The following is a 16,364-nucleotide window of genomic DNA, read 5'->3' on the forward strand; positions in this document are numbered from 1 at the left end:
TCAAATGATGCTAAAACTATCTTAGCGCCTATGGGCGAACGCCGGGACCCATACCCCCAGGGAGAAGTTTGAGGCACGCTGGCGATTGGCCTTTGCTTGACACGACTGGCGCGGCGTATGGGTCCCGGATCGGCGCTGCGCCGCGCGGACGCGCGTCAAAGCTTGTCCGGGACGACAGTGGAATATGAGGCGCTGTTGACGTCGACACACTCACTGCCGTCCCGGCTTTGAGCGGGACCCATGCGGCGTGCCTCTGCATAGGTCGCTCACGGCACGCCGCGAGGCGATCAGTTCGCCGCTGCACCGGCGCGGCTGAAGAAGGCATTCAGCTCCTCGGCCAGCACGGCCGGCTGCTCTTCCGGAATGTAGTGGCCGCACGAGGCGATGGTGATGCCCTCGACGTGCTCGGCGACCTCCCTGAGCGGCGCGGCCATGTCCACGATCGATCCCTGGTCGGCGCCGATGGCCAGCACCGGCGGCTTCAATCTGCCCCTGGCTTTCAGCTCGCGGTTCTGGCGCGCCGACAATGCGGCGGCACGATAATAAGCGAGCCCGGCGCGCAAGCCGCCGGCCTTGGTCAGCACGCGGGCGTATTCGTCGAGATCGCTTTCGCTGAACGCTTCAGGACTGGCGCCCTTCCGGCGCAGGAACCAGGCGAGATAGTCGCGTTCGCGGCCGTGGATCAGCATCTCCGGGAGGTCCGCGACGGCGTGGAACGCGAAGTGCCAGGTGCGCCACGCGCGGTCCGGCGAGAACGGCAGCGCCTCGGGCAGGGTGACGCCGGGGATTCCCGCATCAAGCAGAGCCAGGCTGCGTAGCTCAGCCTCGAACAGCGCTGCAAAGGGATAGGCCACCCACGCGCCGATATCGTGCGCCACCAGATGATAGCTGGTGATGCCGAGTTGCTGCAGCAGGCCATGCATCGCGATGGCCAGGCTCTGCGTGTCGTAGCCATCGGCGGGCCGGTCCGAGTCGCCCTGCCCCGGCAGATCCAGCGCGATGACCCGGTGGCGCGACGCGAGCAGCGGCATGACCTTGCGCCAGGCAAACCAGCTTTCGGGGAAGCCGGCGAGCAGCACCACGACCTCGCCATCCGACGGGCCGCCGCTGACATGGTGCAGCCTGACGCCGTCGACAGTCTCGAACCGGTGGGTGAATCCCGGCAACGACGCCTGGTCGCGGCCGAACGGCTCCGCCGCGACCAGCCGCGACGGACTTGTGGCAGAGATGGCATTCATCAACTCAGGCATAGATCATTCTCCTATTTATAGAACAAACGTTTTCTAATTTGGCGCGGCATCACGTGAACAAGGCCGCGGCCTGTTTTGCGACGCTCATCATCTCGCTCTTCCCGCGCCCCGTCTTGCCGACCACACGCAGTCCCTGGATCACGCAGAACAGCGCGCCCGCGACAGCATCCGGGTCGAGCGCCGGCCGGATCGATCCGTCGGCCTGACCCAGCCTGATCAGGTCGCGCAACAGCGTCTCGACCCGGCGCAATGCCGCGCGGACCTTGGCGGCGGCCTCCGCATCCAGGGTGGCGAGCTCGGTCGCGCTGGTGACGACAAGGCAGCCGCGCCGGCCTTCGCTGTCGCTGGCGGATTCCGCGTAGAACTGCAGCAAGGCCTCGAGCTTGTCGCGGCCGGTGTGGTGCGCATCGAGGCGCTCGCGCACTTGCCCGTCGCGGCGCGCGATGTAGTGATCGAGCGTCGCCAGGAAGATCGCGCGCTTGTCGGCGAAAGCCTTGTAGAGGCTGCCGGTGGCGAGCTTCATCGCGCCGCGCAATTCGGCCAGCGAGGCGGCGTGGTAGCCACGCTCGCTGAAGACCACCAGAGCCCTGTTCAGGGCGGTGTCCATATCGAACTCGCGCGGCCGACCGGGCCCGCGGCGCTCGACTGAATTCGTTTGCGACCTCGTCATTCCTCCTTTTAGGAAACATTCGTTTCCAAATCAAGCGCGCTGAACGACCCTCCGGCGAGCAGGTCAGTCGCCAAGCTGAAACCGCTGGAACCGATGCAATTCGTCCTCGATGGCCCGCTTCAGCGCCTTGCGCTGCTCGCCACGCGCCGCCTTGCCCTTGCCGACCCAGCTCCATTGCTGCATCAGCAGCTTGCCGTTCTGGCGGTCGGTCTTCAGATCAAGCGCCGCAACGATCTCCTCGCCGACCAGAACCGGCAGCGCAAAATAGCCGAACAGGCGCTTGTCCTTCGGGACATAGGCCTCGAAGCGATGGCCGTAGTCGAAGATCGCCTGCGTCCGCTTGCGCTGGATGATCAGCGGATCGAACGGCGACAGGATGTGCACGCGCGCGGGATCGATCTCGACGATCCGCTCCAGCGCATCGGGCGTGGCCCAGTGCTCCTGCTTGCCGGCGCCTTCAAGAGCCACCGGCAGCAGCTCGCCACGCCGGACCCTGGTCTCGATGACGCGGCGCACATCGGCCTTTCGCGGGGCGCTGAGATGGCACAGCGAATCGAGGCTGACGACGCCTTGGGCGCGCAGGCCGCGGTCGAGCAGATAGGCCGCGATCTCGCGCTCGGTCGCGCCCTTCGGCAACCGCTCCCAGCCGAAATGCCGTGTCGCGAGGTCGTAGGTCTTGAGCATGCCGTCGCGGCCGGCGACCGTCAGCGCGCCCTCGTAGAAGCCGAGCTGCAGGGCCCGCTTCGACGGCTTGCGGCTGGCCCAGGCGTGGTCCTTCTCGCGCAGCTCGTCGTCGTCGATGTCGCGAATGGTCAGCGCGCCGCCCTGCCGGATCAGTCGCATCACCTTGCGCATGTCCTCGGGCTTCACCGTCTGCAGCCAGCGATGCCCCTCGCGGCGATAGCGGCGCATCGCCGGCACGAAGTAGCGGAAATCCTGCACCGGCACGTAGGACAGCGCGTGGGTCCAATATTCGAAGACGGTCTTGTCCGCGCTCTGCGCCTGTTTCAGATCGGCGCGGCGGTAGGCCGGGATGCGGCTGAACAGGATGTGGTGATGGCAGCGCTCGATCACGTTGATCGTATCGATCTGCACGTAGCCGAGATGGGCTGTTGCGGCGGCGACGGCCTCAGGGCCTGCGCCGAACGGCGCCTCGGTGTCGAGGCGCTGGGCGCGCAGCCAGAGCCGGCGTGCGGCGGTGTTGGACAGCGGGATGAGAGAGGCGGGCATGGCTGCCGGATGGTGCGAGATTCGGCCATGCGCCCGCAACCGCAATCACGGCCGCAAAGCCGTCGGCGGAACTTTACTGCTTCGGCTTGTCCGGAATGCTGCCTGTGGCGATCTCGGCCTTGCAGCTGGCGCGGCCGGGATCCGGCGCGCGGCATTTGTAGATGCGGCCGGTCAGCCGGTCGACCAGCCAAGCCGTATCCTCGGAGGGACTTTCCAGGCCGACATAGCGACCGCCGACGGCGGTGATCAGGGTCGACAGCAGGATGGCCGCAGCGATGATCCCGGCCCCGATCAGGGTCGACATGGAACTGACGGATCCCGAGAGCTCCTGGCTACCCGGCCGTTGAGACTGGTAATCGCGCCTCGGTGATGAGTTGAACACGGCTTTGCTTTTCTGTTTGCGTTTCTTGAACTCAATTCGCCTCTTGCCTGCGTCGCTCCTCCCGTTTGCGATTTTTTTCCGGCGAGAGCTATCCGGTAGAACCGCATCTGGCCGATTTGTTGTTCGCAGACCGGCCAAGCACCGATGGCTTTGCGACGGCAATCCGGCATCCCGGACCACTGACGTTGCGTGACATCGATCACATTCGAACGCTTTGAACCGGTTGTATCGTCGACGCATCCAATGGCCATGAGCCATGATGACCCCAGGGATAACGACGATGACCCAGTATTTTGAACGTTTTGCAGTCCGGGCGGCGGTGTTGACCGCCATGCTGACGATGAGCGCCGGCGCCGCTTTCGCAGGCGAGGCCGTATCCGCCGACCAGATCCTGAACGCGCTGAAGCCGAAATCGGTCACGCGCGGCCTGACGGCCGGACCGCAGGCGGCGCCGCAGGTCGATGCTGCGACGCAGGCCAAGCAGGCAGCCTTCCTCGACAGCATGCGCAACCGCAAGACCCGCTCGCTGTCGCTCGGCGAGCGCGAGCAGATCGCCGAGCTTGCCGCGACCAAGCCGAAGATCGATCTCGAGATCCAGTTCGACTACAACTCCGCCGACATCAGCAAGACGTCGATGCCCGCCGTGCAGGAGCTCGGCAAGGCGCTGTCGGATCCCAACCTGAAGGGCTCGACCTTTGTTGTGGCCGGCCACACCGACGGCATCGGCGGGGAGGAGTTCAACCAGGGGCTCTCCGAGCGCCGCGCCGACACCATCAAGCGCTATCTGGTCGACAAGTTCGGCCTCACCGGCCAGGACCTCGTGACCGTCGGCTACGGCAAGACCAAGCTGAAGGACGCGGCGAACCCCGCCGATCCGCTCAACCGTCGTGTCCAGGTCGTCAACATGGAGGCCAAGACCGCGGCGGCGAAGTAGCCGTCACGGGGTGTCCAGCACCTCGCGGATCTTGCTGCTGAGCATCGTGCGATTGAGCGGCTTCTGCAGCAGCGCAACGCCGGGATCGAGCCGTCCCTGATGGACGATGGCGTTGCGCGAATAGCCGGTCATGAACAGCACCCTCAGCTTCGGACGGGTGCGACGCAGATCGTCCGCCAGCTGGCGCCCGTTCATGCCGGGCATGACGATGTCGGTCAGCAGAAGATCGACATCCAGCGGCTCGCGCGCAAGCAGGCTCAGCGCGGCAGGCCCATCCGGCGCTTCATGCACGGCGTAGCCGAGCTCGGCCAGCGTCTCGGCGATATAGCTGCGCACCTGGGGCTCGTCCTCCACGACGAGCACGGTCTCGTTGCCGCGGCTGCCGACCACCGCGGCTCTGCTCTCCGGCACGTCGGCTGCTGCACTATGCGCCCGCGGCAGATAGATCCTCACCGTCGTCCCCTCGCCGACCTCGCTGTAGATGTTCACATGGCCGCCCGACTGCTTGACGAAGCCATAGACCTGGCTGAGGCCGAGGCCGGTGCCCTGCCCCGGCTCCTTGGTGGTGAAGAACGGATCGAAGGCCTTTTCCAGCACCTCGCGCGGCATGCCTATCCCCGTGTCGGTGATCGCGATCTGGACGTATTGGCCGACGCGGACATCGGCGTGCTGGCGCGCATAGCTTTCGTCGACGAAGCTGTTCGACGTTTCGATCGTCAGCTTGCCCTGCCCCTGCATGGCGTCCTTGGCGTTGACGACGAGGTTGAGGATCGCGGCCTCCATCTGGCTCGGATCGACCTCGACCTGCCACAGCTCCGCGCTCTCGACGACCTCGACATGGATGGTCTCGCCAAGGGTCCGCCGGAAGAAGTCCGACATGTCCGCGAGCAGCTTGTTGACGTTGGTCAGCTTGGGATCGAGCGGCTGGCGACGGGCGAAGGCGAGCAGTCGCTGCGTCAAGGTCGCGGCGCGCTGCGCGCCGCTGGCCGCGTGGGCAATGGCCCGCGCCAGGCGGTCCCGCGCGGCGTCGCCCTGCGCGCGCAGACTGCGCTCGGCGATTTCGAGATTGCCGCTGATGATGGTCAGCAGATTGTTGAAGTCATGGGCCACGCCTCCGGTCAGCTGGCCGACCGCTTCCATCTTCTGAGCGTGGCGCAGCATCTCCTCCGCCTCGCGGCGCTGACGGCTTTCGACGGTCAGCGCCGCCTCGGCGGAGCGCAACTGCGACGGCGACGGGATCGCCAGGAGCTTCGGCAGCAGCGGCCACAAGATTCCGGCAGTGAGGATCGACGCCACTGCAGTCGCTGCTTTGACCAGCCCCTCGATGCCGTAGATCGGAACCCAAAGGGTGACGATCGACAGGACGTGGGTCACGCCGCAAGCCATGATGAAGAGCGCGAAGGCCCAGAACAGGAAGCCGAAATCGACGTCACGCCGCTTGGAGACGAACAATGTCAGCGCCACCGGAATCGAGAAGTAGGCCGCTGCGATCACGGCATCGGATGCGACATGCAGCCAGATCAGCTCGGGTTCCCACAGCAGACAGATGCCATGCGGAGAGAGCGTCGACGAATCGAGCAACCGCTGAAACCATCCCAACATCGCGCTGTGCCCCCAGCCTCGTCTCAAGGCTGCGCCATAACTGGCTGCGCATGATCAGCGCGTCAAGCAACAGAAGTGTGGAACCCGAGGGAACACCGCGAGCGTGTGCTGACGTCGTCAGATCCAGCTCTGGAACAGCATGAGGCGTGTGAAGGTCTGCATCGTGGTACCGATGAAGGCGGCGCTGATCGGCAGCATCGCGATGAAGCCTGCGATTGCGACCGCGACATAGGTCCACATCACCCAGCGCGGCCAGCGCATCAGACCATGCACGAGGGCAAGGCTCGCCAGCGTCGCCGACGGCAGATAGTAGTAGAGAAAGCTCAGCGCGCGGGGCAGCAGCGCCCAGGGCAGCCAGCAGCCGAGATAGAACGCCAGGATCAGGAACGCCGCTGCGCTGCGTGTCGCGACGAAATCCCTGGCGCAGACGGCGAGCGCTGCGAGCGCCGGCCACAGCACCAGGGGATTGCCGAGCAGCACCACCGCTGCGATGTCGTTGTCGCTGACCTTGTCGAACAGGAACCAGACGGGACGGACCAGGAACGGCCAGGTCGGCCACGCGCTCATATAGGTATGGCCCGCGATCGCGGTGGTGACGCTGTCGGCGAAGATGCGGCGCTGCGCCTCGGCGATCGCGGTGATGGACAATCCGTGCAGCGGAACGAAGGTCGCGAGATAGACCAGCGCCGGCGCGACGACGAGGCACAGCAGGATGTGCGTCCATCCGAGACCCGGCCATTGCTCCGGCTGATACCAGTCGGTCGGCTCCGCATCGCCGAACGAGGTCTGCCAATGCTGCAGCAGCCTGATCACGCCGATGATGGCCAGCGCGCTCAGCAGGGGAAACAGCCCGCTCCATTTGCAGGCGATCGCAAGGCCGAAGAGAACGCCGGCCAGCGTCAACAGAGCCTGCGGTCGCCGCGGCCTGAAGCTGAACAGGAACGCGGCGATGGCGAGCAGGCTGAAGGCCAGCGCGCCGATGTCGAGCATCGCGACGCGCGCCTGCACGAACAGCATCTGGTTGAAGAATGCGAGCAGCGCGGCGGCGATGGCAGGCGGCTGCGCCGCGAACAGCGCCAGGCCGCACAGATAGATCGCGGTGACGGCGAGCCCGCCGAGCACGGTACCGGGATAGCGCCACGCGAACGCGTTGTCGCCGAACGTCCGGAGCGACAGCGCGATGAGCTCCTTGGCGAGCGGCGGATGCATCGGATTGAGCTGCGGACTCGCCGGCGCAAGGCCGAGCATCTGCCGCGCGGCCGGTACGTAATGCACCTCGTCGAAGACGAATTTCGGCGGCGACGCGACCCCGATCATCAGCACGACATGCGCGATCGCGAACACCAGCAGCGCCGTCAGCACGCTGCGACGGAGCGACAAAGCGCGCTCCGGCACCATGTCGCTGATGTCCTCGTCGTCGTCACGGCGAGCCGCAGATACCTTCGTGGCCATGCGATTGAACTGTTCCGAGTGTGGACGCCACTAAACACCGTAGACGCATCGAGGCAAACTTGTGTCCATTTTACAACAACCTCGTGGAGCGTCTTCGACTAGATTGGGCCAAGGAGCAATCTTCGGTGTGGATATGAATCTGCGTCGCCGAACATGCGTTGCTGCAATGGTGGCCGCCGCCGTGCTGGGCGTCGCGGATGCGGCCGGTGCGGACGGCCGCATCGGCGAGGCCGTGCTGGTGCAGAAGGACGTGCTGCGCATTGCGGGGGCGTCGACCAGCCCGATCAGTGTCGGCGACGGCGTGGTGCGCAACGAGACGGTGCGCACCGGCCAAGACAGCGCCGCGCGTCTCGTGATGATCGACAGCACCAACCTGTCGCTCGGCGCCAATGCCAGCCTGACGCTCGACCGCACCGTGTTCAACGACGAGACCAGCTATCGCGACATCGCGATCCGGCTCGGCACCGGCGCCTTCCGCTTCGTCACCGGCCATTCCGAGAAGGCCGCCTACAAGATCAACACGCCGCTCGCGACCATCGGCGTGCGCGGCACGATTCTCGACATCCGCTCGCGGCGCGGCGAAACCATGGTCGTGCTGCAGGAAGGCGCGGCGCGCGTCTGCACCCGCACCTTTGAATGCATCGAGCTGACCGAGCCCGGAGATACCGCCATCATCACCGCGACCGGCAATGGCCGGAGCGTGATCAAGAAGACCAGCAATCCGTCCTGGAGCTTCGCGGCCACCTGCACGTCGACATCGGGCCTCTGCACGGTCACCGATCTCGCCAGCAGCGCGCCGCCGCAGGACTTCACCGGCATCCTGTGCGGGCGATGACGATGAGCGCGCACCGCGGTCGATTCGCGTCGCTGCTGGCCGCCATGGCCTGCGCCTGGCTCGCGCTGGCCCTTCAGATTGCGCCGGCCGCGGCGCAGAGCTGCACCAATGTGGAGAGCCTGGCCACTGCGGCCGCCTGTCCGACACCGACCCCCTCGCCCTCGCCGACGGCTTCGCCAACACCGACCCCAACGCCGACAGCAACGGCCACTCCGACGCCGACGCCCTCGGTGACACCCACGCCAACGCCGACACCCACGCCAACGCCTACGCCCACCGGCGCGGGAAACAGCGCGAACACCATCAACGGCCTCGCCGACCAGCGCTTCAACCAGATGATCACCAACCGGGTGCTCGGCCTGGTGCTGCTCGGCGTCAACGAGCAGGTGAATTGCAACGACTGCATCAGCGCGTTCGGCTCGGCCGGCTCGTTCTCGGCCGGCATTCACGGCCGCAAGCAGCTGACCAGCAATCTCGCGCTGCTCGCCGGCCTCGCCTACACGCAGTACAATGAGAACGGCTACCACGTGACGTCGGCGCCGATCGGCGCCTTCGCGCTGCGCTACGATGTCGCCGACTGGGGCTCGTCGCGGCCATTCTTCGACATCGGCACCATCCTGACGCCGTATGAGAAGGTCCGTTACGGCCGCAGCTACTCCACAAGTCTCGGCAATGTGACGGTGGACGGAACGACGACGGCCTCGAACTACGCGCTCTATGGCCGCGCCGGCTGGATCAGCCGGATCTCGCCGCGCGATGAGGTCGCAGCTTCCGTCGAGCTGTGGCAGCTGTGGCAGCGCGTATCCGGCTATCGGGATCCGACCGCAGCCTTCAACCCGTTCGACGCGACGATCGCCGGCGGCACCGACCGCACCAGCCTGGTCAAGATCGGCGGCCAGTGGACGCATCTGTTCGGCACCAGCGTCGAAGCCAATGTCAATGGCGGCTATGTGCAGTCGTTCGCCACCCGATCCGGCATCGTCGCGACCGTCACCGGCAACGGCACGGTGACGCCTGTCATGGGCAACCAGGGCTGGTTCGAATATGGCGGCCGACTCGGCTTCCGGCTTCAGAAAGGCTGGATCGCCGACCTGTTCGTCAACGGCACGCTCGGTCCGCAGCCGGTCGGCACCACCATCCACGGCGGCGTCGGGCTGCGGATCCATTATTAGGCGACGCCAGCGGGCCGCTCCCGGTCAAGAAATCATGACCGGTCTGCGCCCGTGTCCGCTTGACCCGCGCATGGCCGCGGCCATATGAAATGACGATCGTCATGCAAATGCGACCGGATTGCCCGGCGCATGCGGAGGCAGGATGGACGTTTCGACGCAAGCGACCCGCGCGGCCGCACATCCTGCCGTGCCGGAGGCGGCGCCCTCCCCGCCGCCGGTTCCGTCACGAGACAAGGCCGCCGCGGCGCGCACGGCGCTGCTGACCGGCCCGGTGCTGCCGGCCCTGGTCCGCCTCGCACTGCCGACGATGTCGGTGCTGGTGGCACAGACCGCGGTCAACGTCGCCGAGGCCTATTACGTCGGCCTGCTCGGCACCGACGCGCTCGCCGGCGCCGCGCTGGTGTTCCCGATCTTCATGCTGATGACGATGATGTCGAACGGCGGGATCGGCAGCGGCGTCTCCTCGGCCGTGGCGCGCGCCATCGGCGCCGGCCGCCACGCCGACGCCGATGCCGTCGCCTTCCACGCCATCGTGCTCGCGGTGATCGCCGGCGCGCTGTTCACGCTCGCCACCGCGTTGTGCGGTCCGGCGCTGTACCATGCGCTCGGCGGCCGCGACGGCGCGCTCGAGGCCGCGCTGCGCTACTCGAACTATCTATTCGCCGGCGCGGTTCCGGTCTGGATCGTCAACCTGCAGGCTGCGGCGCTGCGCGGTGCCGGCAATGTGCGGGTGCCGGCGCTGGTCACGCTGATCGGCGCTGTCATGATGATCCCGGCCTCGCCGGTGCTGATCTTCGGCCTCGGGCCGCTGCCGGGCCTCGGCATCGCCGGCGCGGGCATCGCGTTCGGGCTGTACTACTGCGGCGCCATGCTGGTGCTCGTGCGCTATATGGCCTCCGGCCGCTCCAGCCTTCATGTCCGCATCGCGCCGCTGCAGATCAGGCTGTTCGCAGACATCCTCAAGGTCGGGCTGCCGACCGCGCTCAACGCCGTGCTGGTCAATCTCACCGTCATCCTGGTGACCGCGCTCGCGGGCCGCTTCGGCACCTCGGAGCTCGCCGCCTATGGCATCGCCTCGCGGCTCGACTACATCATGATCCCGTTGCTGTTCGGTCTGTGCACGGCAACTCTGACCATGGTCGGGATCAATGTCGGTGCCGGCCAGGGCGCCCGCGCCCGCCGCATCGCCTGGATCAGTGCCGCGACGGGAGCGGCGCTGGTCGGCGGCATTGGCCTCATCGTGGCGCTGCATCCGCCGCTGTGGCTCACGCTGTTCAGCCGTGACGCGGACGTGCTGCGCGAGGGCACGATCTATCTGCGCACCGTGGCGCCGGCCTACGCCGCGCTCGGCTTTGGCTTCGTGCTGGCCTTTGCCGGCCAGGGCGCCGGCCATGTGCTTTGGCCGTTCATCGGCTCGATCCTGCGCATCCTGGTCGCTGCCGGCGGAGGTTTTGTCGCGATCGTCATGCTCGGCGGCGGCATGGCCTCGCTCGCCGCGATGGTCGCCCTGTCGCTGGTGGTCTATGCGCTGGTCTGCAGCCTGGTGCTGCGGTTCGACCGGATCTGGGGCGCGACCGCGCGCTAGCGCCGCTCTCCTGACGAGCGAAGTCAGCCCGCCCACAACTAATCATTCGGGCCGCTGCGATCACCTAAAACACGTATCCCGCCCGATCGCTACTTTCGAGAGGTACGATAGGCCCGCTCTCGGCGATCACTCCAAGAGACTGATAACCCTGAGTTCCCGCAAACCTGAAAGCGGGGCCCTTTCCGGAACCGAATTCATGCGGCGGTAAGGTCTGCCGATCATTTCCTGATGCGGGGGCCGCGAAGTGCCGGCGCCAGCCCTCGCGAGCCAGCAGCAGGAAGCGTCGCATATGAGTCCACCGATTTTGCCCGAACGTCTCCGTACCCGGTCACGCCGATTCTGGCAGGCGCAGGACGGCCAGATCAGCATGATCTTCGCCATCGCCATCATTCCGATCGTGGTCGCGATCGGCGCCGCCGTCGACTTCTCCAAGTCCGGCGACACCAAGGCCCAGCTGCAGAAGGCGGTCGATGCCGCCGTGCTGGCCGGGGTCATCCAGCCGAGCGGGCAACAGGTCTCGACCGCAACCGCGGTCTTCAAGGGCGATTTCGGCGGCCGCTTCGGCACGTCCGTATCGGCGAACTTCACGGCGAACAGTGACGGCTCGCTCACCGGCAGCGCGACGGCCACCGTGCCCACCTCATTCCTGAACGTGATGGGCACCACCTCGCTCGGGATTGCGGCGACGGCGACGGCGAAGGCCGGCGCGCAGACCACGACGCCGGTCTGCATCCTGCTGGTCAGCACGCTCAACTCGCAATCGCTGCTGGTCAATTCCGGCGCGCAGCTGAATGCGCCGAGCTGCGAGGTGCACGTGCTGTCGACGCAAAGCCCGGCCGCGATGTTCAACGCCACGCTGAACGTCAAGCGCATCTGCGTCAAGGGCTCCACCGTCACCAAGAACGGCGGCGTCACTCCACCGGTCGAGACCAGCTGCGCGGCGATCAGCGATCCGTTCGCCGGCAAGCTGCCGACTCCGAGCACCACCTGCACCGTCTCGTCCAGCGTCATCAAGAATGGCGGCACCGCCTCGCTCGATCCGGGCGTCTATTGCGGCGGCGTGACGCTCAACGGCACGGGTACGCTGACGCTGAACCCCGGTCTCTACGTCATCAAGGGCTCGCCGTTCATTTTCAACTCCGGCTGGACGGTCAACGGAACCGGGGTGACCTTCTACTTCGCCGATTCCGGCGGATCGATCACCTTCAACGGTAATGTCACTGCCAATCTTTCGGCGCCGACCACCGGCACCTATGCCAACATCCTGATGTACGAGCCGAACGGCCTGTCGACCACGAACCTGCCGATCAACGGCACCAGCGGCTCGTCCTATACCGGATTGATCTACCTGCCGAGCCGCAACGTCACCATCAACTCCGTCTCCAACGTCAGCAGCAACAGCGTCACCATGGTGTTCAACACGCTGATCCTGAACGCCACCAACTGGACCATCGCGCCGGGCGCGCTGTCGATGTCGGTCGCGAACGGCCCGGCGGGAACGGCGTTTCTGTCGAGATAGTCGGCGCATGAAGTGCGCGCGCGCCGTTGCCGCTTGCACATTGAGATCCAAGCCCGTCCCGACAGGCGACACTGCGCTCCCTCTCCCCATTCTTCACGGGAAGAGGGCTAGGGTGGGCAGCGGCACGGGTGGTGCGAATCATCAGCGCAAGACTCTCAGCTGACTTAAAATCAGCTCTCTCTTATCAGTAGATCGCTCCTCATTAGATCTCTGCTTCGATCTGCAAGCTGCAGAGCTAACGACTAAGTCCGCCCGTGAAGCTGCCCCTCTCCCCGTGAAGAACGGCGAGAGGGAGAGCAGCGTCGCCCGGGGTGGGCGCCGAGCTTCATCACGGGATGCGCTTTGCGCGAGGATCTCAGCTCCGGCGCTTCTGGTGCTGACCATGCTGACACCCGCCACAACCAGCCATTCCGGCCCAACGCCCCCGCCGAACGCCCCTCACGCCTTCGTCACCACGCCCTCCCCTTGACACCCGTGGCCATTTCAGCTGATGTTACGTTATAACATTACAAAAGAGGCCGCATGTCCGCTCGCCGGCGCCGACCGCTCCCCCTGAAGAGGCTGTTCGATCTCGATGCGCAAACTCCCCGTCACGGTCTTGTCCGGCTTCCTCGGGGCTGGGAAGACCACTTTGCTGAACCACATCCTGAACAACCGCCAGGGGCTGAAGCTGGCGGTGATCGTCAACGACATGAGCGAGGTGAACATCGATGCGGACCTCGTTCGCGATGGCGGTGCCAATCTGTCGCGGACGGATGAGCAGCTGGTCGAGATGACCAATGGCTGCATCTGCTGCACCTTGCGCGACGATCTGCTGAAGGAGGTCCGCGCGCTCGCCGAGAGCGGCCGCTTCGACTATCTCGTGATCGAATCGACCGGCATCTCGGAGCCGCTGCCGGTGGCCGCGACCTTCGACTTCCGCGACGAGCACGGCATGAGCCTGTCGGACGTCGCGCGGCTCGACACGATGGTGACCGTGGTCGACGCGGTGAACCTGCTGAAGGACTATTCGTCGTCGGATTTTCTGGCCGATCGCGGCGAGGCGCTCGACGGCGATCGCCGCGCGCTGGTCGATCTGCTGGTCGAGCAGATCGAGTTCGCTGACGTCGTCGTGCTCAACAAGGTCGACGATGCCGGCGCGGATCAGCGCGACACCGCGCACAAGATCATCCGTGCACTCAATCCGGATGCTGATGTCATCGAAGCGAGCCACGGCCGCGTGCCGTCGGAGCGCATCCTCGCCACCGGCCGCTTCGACTTCGAACGCGCCCAGCAGCATCCGCTCTGGTACAACGAGCTCTACGGCTTCGCCGACCACGCGCCGGAGACCGAGAGCTATGGCGTGACGAGCTTCGTATATCGCGCCCGCCGTCCGTTCATCCCGGCCCGCTTCGATCAGTTCCTGCGCGAGCCCTGGCCGGGCGTGATCCGCGCCAAGGGCCATTTCTGGCTGGCGACCAGGCCGCAATGGCTCGGCGAGATCAATCAGGCCGGCGCCATCGTCCGCACCAGCGCGCTCGGCTTCTGGTGGGCTTCGGTGCCGCAGACCCTGTGGCCGGAGGATCCGGCTTGGCGAAAGCGCATGCTGCAGCGCTGGGACGAGGTCTATGGCGACCGCCGCCAGGAGATTGTGTTCATCGGCAGCAATATGGAGGAGGCCGGCTTGCGCGCGCGGCTCGACGCCTGCCTGCTGCCGGGCAAGCCGGCGATGGACGTCGCTGCCTGGGCCCGGCTGTCCGATCCATTCCCGGTGTGGCGCCGCGCCGACGAGGCGGCCTGATCCGCAATCATCGGCGCCGATCTTCGGCAGCACCACACAGCGAGACACGCGCGCGACAGTCGCCCCTGCTGTGCGTGTGCAGGACGCGGTTCAGCCGCGCCTGGCTTGGCGGGGCCATCGCGAGATGGCTCCGCCATTTGACGTGGTGACTTACGACTTCGTCTCGGACGGATCGCGGTGCACCGGATCGATCCACAGCACCGTCTCGGGCTTCTCGACCGGCTCGATGTCGATGTTGATGGCGACCGCCTCGCCGTCGCTGCGCACCAGCACGCATTCCAGCACCTCGTCGGGGCTGGCGTTGATCTCCTGATGCGGCACGTAGGGCGGCACGAAGATGAAGTCGCCGGGGCCCGCTTCGGCGGTGAACTGCAGCTGCTCGCCCCAACGCATCCGCGCCCTGCCCTTCACCACAAAGATCACGCTTTCGAGATGGCCGTGATGATGCGCACCGGTCTTGGCGTCGGGCTTGATCGTGACGGTCCCGGCCCACAATTTCTGCGCTCCCACGCGCGCGAAATTGATCGCGGCCTTGCGGTCCATGCCAGGGGTCGACGGCACGTTGGAATCGAGCTGATTGCCCGGAATGACGCGCACGCCATCGTGCTTCCAGCGCTGCCCGGCATCATCGTGGGCATGATCGTGAGGATGGCCGTGCGCGTGATCGTGTGAGCCTGACATGAGCTTTCGTCTCGGATTTCGATGTCTGGAGGGAACAAACGGGACCTTAGTGCAAATACCGTCGCGATGCCATTGGCGGTTCCGATCGAACCTTTTCCCAACTGCCGCATTGTCTCCGCGTCTGAACACACAACGGAGGATGCATTCATGGGTGCCACCACGGACAAGATCAAGGGCGTTGCCAACGAGGCCATCGGCAAGGCCAAGCAGGGCATCGGCGAAGCGACCGGCTCTGACCGCCTGCAGGGCGAAGGCGCCGTGCAGGAGATCAAGGGCAAGGGCCAGCAGGCGCTGGGCGATGCCAAGCAAGCGACCAAGGATGCGGTAAACACCGCGGCCGGCGCTGCGAACAAGAACCTCTGAGCGAGGTGAGCGGCGGCCGGACACGCCGCTGGCTCAACGCGAGAGACTGACAGAGCCGGCCCCTCGCGGGGCCGGTTTTGTCATAACTGTCAGTTGATGATCTAGCCGCGTCGTGAGCAGGACTGAGAGGCCGAGCTGAGTTGGTTGTCGCATCAGCCGTCGGCCCAGAGTGAGGGCGTGCAATACAGCGCCCTCTCCCCTTGCGGGAGAGGGCATCTCCTTACCAATCACGTCCTCGATCGGGTGAGGGATATCTCTCGGCGAGCGGCGCTCGTGGAGAGACACCCCTCACCCAATCGAGCCTGCGGCTTCTTCCTACATGCCCTCTCCCGCAAGGGGAGAGGGCACATTCATGAGCACGGCAACTGATCTTCAGAGCGTCAAGCGATTTTGAGATACGTTTGACGGTTGCGACTAACAGCTCGTTGCGCCGATCTTACTTCACGCCGAGCAGTTCGACATCGAACATCAAGGTCGCGTTCGGCGGGATGACGCCGCCGGCGCCGCGCGCGCCGTAGCCGAGCTCCGGCGGAATGATCAGCGTGCGCTTGCCGCCGACCTTCATGGTGGCGACGCCCTCGTCCCATCCGGCGATGACGCGCTTCATGCCGATCGGGAATTCGAACGGCTCGTTGCGATCGACCGAGGAGTCGAATTTCTTGCCCTTCTGGCCGTTCTCGTAGAGCCAGCCCGTGTAGTGCATCACGCAGGTCTGGCCGCGCGCCGGCGTGGCGCCGGTGCCTTCCTTGGTATCGATGATCTGCAGTCCGGAGGGAGTGGTCATGGTCTTTCCTGTCGATTTGGCGGAACTGGTCTGTGCCGATGCCGCATGCGGGCCCAGCACGGCGGCAGCCGCGGCAGACGCCGCTGCCATCAGCGCAACTCTTCGATCCATCAGACGCCGCATGC

General features: G+C 65.9%; 15 protein-coding genes. 7 read left to right on the forward strand and 8 right to left on the reverse strand.

Annotated elements, in window-relative coordinates; all coding sequences use genetic code 11:
• Nucleotides 1-287: 287 nt before the first annotated feature.
• The 4 genes from QQL87_RS25335 to QQL87_RS25350 form a co-directional block, all read right to left on the reverse strand.
• Nucleotides 288-1,250 carry an alpha/beta fold hydrolase gene (locus tag QQL87_RS25335; protein ID WP_284421671.1) on the reverse strand — a complete coding sequence of 321 codons (963 nt, stop codon included), beginning with the start codon at nucleotides 1,248-1,250 and terminating at the stop codon, nucleotides 288-290.
• Between the two features lie 49 nt (nucleotides 1,251-1,299).
• The gene (locus QQL87_RS25340) at nucleotides 1,300-1,857 is read right to left on the reverse strand and encodes a TetR/AcrR family transcriptional regulator (protein WP_284421673.1); all 558 of its coding nucleotides are present in this window, start codon (nucleotides 1,855-1,857) and stop codon (nucleotides 1,300-1,302) included.
• 126 nt (nucleotides 1,858-1,983) lie between these two features.
• Nucleotides 1,984-3,150, reverse strand: coding sequence for a winged helix-turn-helix domain-containing protein (locus QQL87_RS25345; protein WP_284421675.1), 1,167 nt, complete (start codon nucleotides 3,148-3,150; stop codon nucleotides 1,984-1,986).
• 73 nt (nucleotides 3,151-3,223) lie between these two features.
• A complete protein-coding gene (locus QQL87_RS25350) occupies nucleotides 3,224-3,454 on the reverse strand; it encodes a hypothetical protein (RefSeq protein ID WP_284421676.1) in 231 nt (76 codons plus the stop codon).
• 358 nt (nucleotides 3,455-3,812) lie between these two features.
• On the opposite strand from QQL87_RS25350, the gene QQL87_RS25355 reads away from it, so the two are divergent.
• Nucleotides 3,813-4,466: an OmpA family protein gene (locus tag QQL87_RS25355; protein ID WP_284421678.1), complete on the forward strand. Its 654-nt coding sequence runs from the start codon at nucleotides 3,813-3,815 to the stop codon at nucleotides 4,464-4,466.
• Between the two features lie 3 nt (nucleotides 4,467-4,469).
• Here the strand turns inward: QQL87_RS25355 and QQL87_RS25360 are convergent, their stop codons facing one another.
• Nucleotides 4,470-6,068: an ATP-binding protein gene (locus QQL87_RS25360; RefSeq protein ID WP_284421679.1), complete on the reverse strand. Its 1,599-nt coding sequence runs from the start codon at nucleotides 6,066-6,068 to the stop codon at nucleotides 4,470-4,472.
• 117 nt (nucleotides 6,069-6,185) lie between these two features.
• Entirely contained in the window at nucleotides 6,186-7,520 is a 1,335-nt protein-coding gene (locus tag QQL87_RS25365) for a phospholipid carrier-dependent glycosyltransferase (RefSeq protein WP_284421680.1), read from the reverse strand.
• 133 nt (nucleotides 7,521-7,653) lie between these two features.
• On the opposite strand from QQL87_RS25365, the gene QQL87_RS25370 reads away from it, so the two are divergent.
• From QQL87_RS25370 to zigA, 5 genes are all read left to right on the forward strand, one after another.
• Nucleotides 7,654-8,355: a FecR family protein gene (locus QQL87_RS25370; protein ID WP_284421681.1), complete on the forward strand. Its 702-nt coding sequence runs from the start codon at nucleotides 7,654-7,656 to the stop codon at nucleotides 8,353-8,355.
• On the forward strand, nucleotides 8,352-9,527 hold the full coding sequence (locus QQL87_RS25375; protein ID WP_284421683.1) for a hypothetical protein: 1,176 nt from the start codon (nucleotides 8,352-8,354) through the stop codon (nucleotides 9,525-9,527). Before QQL87_RS25370 ends, QQL87_RS25375 begins: the two co-directional genes overlap by 4 nt.
• Nucleotides 9,528-9,669: 142 nt before the next feature.
• The gene (locus tag QQL87_RS25380) at nucleotides 9,670-11,112 is read left to right on the forward strand and encodes an MATE family efflux transporter (protein ID WP_284421685.1); all 1,443 of its coding nucleotides are present in this window, start codon (nucleotides 9,670-9,672) and stop codon (nucleotides 11,110-11,112) included.
• A gap of 289 nt (nucleotides 11,113-11,401) precedes the next feature.
• Nucleotides 11,402-12,631, forward strand: coding sequence for a TadE/TadG family type IV pilus assembly protein (locus tag QQL87_RS25385; RefSeq protein ID WP_284421686.1), 1,230 nt, complete (start codon nucleotides 11,402-11,404; stop codon nucleotides 12,629-12,631).
• A 574-nt stretch (nucleotides 12,632-13,205) separates the two neighbouring features.
• Nucleotides 13,206-14,411, forward strand: a complete 1,206-nt coding sequence (gene zigA / locus QQL87_RS25390; RefSeq protein ID WP_284421687.1) for a zinc metallochaperone GTPase ZigA — start codon at nucleotides 13,206-13,208, stop codon at nucleotides 14,409-14,411.
• 150 nt (nucleotides 14,412-14,561) lie between these two features.
• On the opposite strand, the gene QQL87_RS25395 is transcribed toward zigA, so the two are convergent.
• A complete protein-coding gene (locus QQL87_RS25395) occupies nucleotides 14,562-15,092 on the reverse strand; it encodes a cupin domain-containing protein (protein WP_284421688.1) in 531 nt (176 codons plus the stop codon).
• Nucleotides 15,093-15,239: 147 nt separating this feature from the next.
• Here QQL87_RS25395 and QQL87_RS25400 point away from each other — a divergent pair, with 147 nt between their 5' ends.
• Nucleotides 15,240-15,455, forward strand: coding sequence for a CsbD family protein (locus QQL87_RS25400; protein WP_284421691.1), 216 nt, complete (start codon nucleotides 15,240-15,242; stop codon nucleotides 15,453-15,455).
• Nucleotides 15,456-15,891: 436 nt separating this feature from the next.
• Here QQL87_RS25400 and QQL87_RS25405 read toward each other — a convergent pair whose 3' ends face one another.
• Nucleotides 15,892-16,329, reverse strand: a complete 438-nt coding sequence (locus QQL87_RS25405; RefSeq protein WP_502871219.1) for an FKBP-type peptidyl-prolyl cis-trans isomerase — start codon at nucleotides 16,327-16,329, stop codon at nucleotides 15,892-15,894.
• Between the last annotated feature and the right edge of the window lie 35 nt (nucleotides 16,330-16,364).

The organism is Bradyrhizobium sp. SSBR45G (genome assembly GCF_030159255.1).
Classification (GTDB): Bacteria; Pseudomonadota; Alphaproteobacteria; order Rhizobiales; family Xanthobacteraceae; genus Bradyrhizobium.

What these genes read in the sequence shown, in the direction of transcription:
- QQL87_RS25360 (WP_284421679.1), bottom strand. Translation starts at nt 6,068, where the DNA reads ATGTTGGGATGGTTTCAGCGGTTGCTCGATTCGTCGACGCTCTCTCCG.
- QQL87_RS25370 (WP_284421681.1), top strand. Translation starts at nt 7,654, where the DNA reads ATGAATCTGCGTCGCCGAACATGCGTTGCTGCAATGGTGGCCGCCGCC.
- QQL87_RS25385 (WP_284421686.1), top strand. Translation starts at nt 11,402, where the DNA reads ATGAGTCCACCGATTTTGCCCGAACGTCTCCGTACCCGGTCACGCCGA.
- QQL87_RS25335 (WP_284421671.1), bottom strand. Translation starts at nt 1,250, where the DNA reads ATGCCTGAGTTGATGAATGCCATCTCTGCCACAAGTCCGTCGCGGCTG.
- QQL87_RS25380 (WP_284421685.1), top strand. Translation starts at nt 9,670, where the DNA reads ATGGACGTTTCGACGCAAGCGACCCGCGCGGCCGCACATCCTGCCGTG.
- QQL87_RS25345 (WP_284421675.1), bottom strand. Translation starts at nt 3,150, where the DNA reads ATGCCCGCCTCTCTCATCCCGCTGTCCAACACCGCCGCACGCCGGCTC.
- QQL87_RS25350 (WP_284421676.1), bottom strand. Translation starts at nt 3,454, where the DNA reads ATGTCGACCCTGATCGGGGCCGGGATCATCGCTGCGGCCATCCTGCTG.
- QQL87_RS25355 (WP_284421678.1), top strand. Translation starts at nt 3,813, where the DNA reads ATGACCCAGTATTTTGAACGTTTTGCAGTCCGGGCGGCGGTGTTGACC.
- QQL87_RS25375 (WP_284421683.1), top strand. Translation starts at nt 8,352, where the DNA reads ATGACGATGAGCGCGCACCGCGGTCGATTCGCGTCGCTGCTGGCCGCC.
- QQL87_RS25400 (WP_284421691.1), top strand. Translation starts at nt 15,240, where the DNA reads ATGGGTGCCACCACGGACAAGATCAAGGGCGTTGCCAACGAGGCCATC.
- QQL87_RS25340 (WP_284421673.1), bottom strand. Translation starts at nt 1,857, where the DNA reads ATGGACACCGCCCTGAACAGGGCTCTGGTGGTCTTCAGCGAGCGTGGC.
- QQL87_RS25365 (WP_284421680.1), bottom strand. Translation starts at nt 7,520, where the DNA reads ATGGCCACGAAGGTATCTGCGGCTCGCCGTGACGACGACGAGGACATC.
- QQL87_RS25395 (WP_284421688.1), bottom strand. Translation starts at nt 15,092, where the DNA reads ATGTCAGGCTCACACGATCACGCGCACGGCCATCCTCACGATCATGCC.
- zigA (WP_284421687.1), top strand. Translation starts at nt 13,206, where the DNA reads ATGCGCAAACTCCCCGTCACGGTCTTGTCCGGCTTCCTCGGGGCTGGG.
- QQL87_RS25405 (WP_502871219.1), bottom strand. Translation starts at nt 16,329, where the DNA reads ATGGCAGCGGCGTCTGCCGCGGCTGCCGCCGTGCTGGGCCCGCATGCG.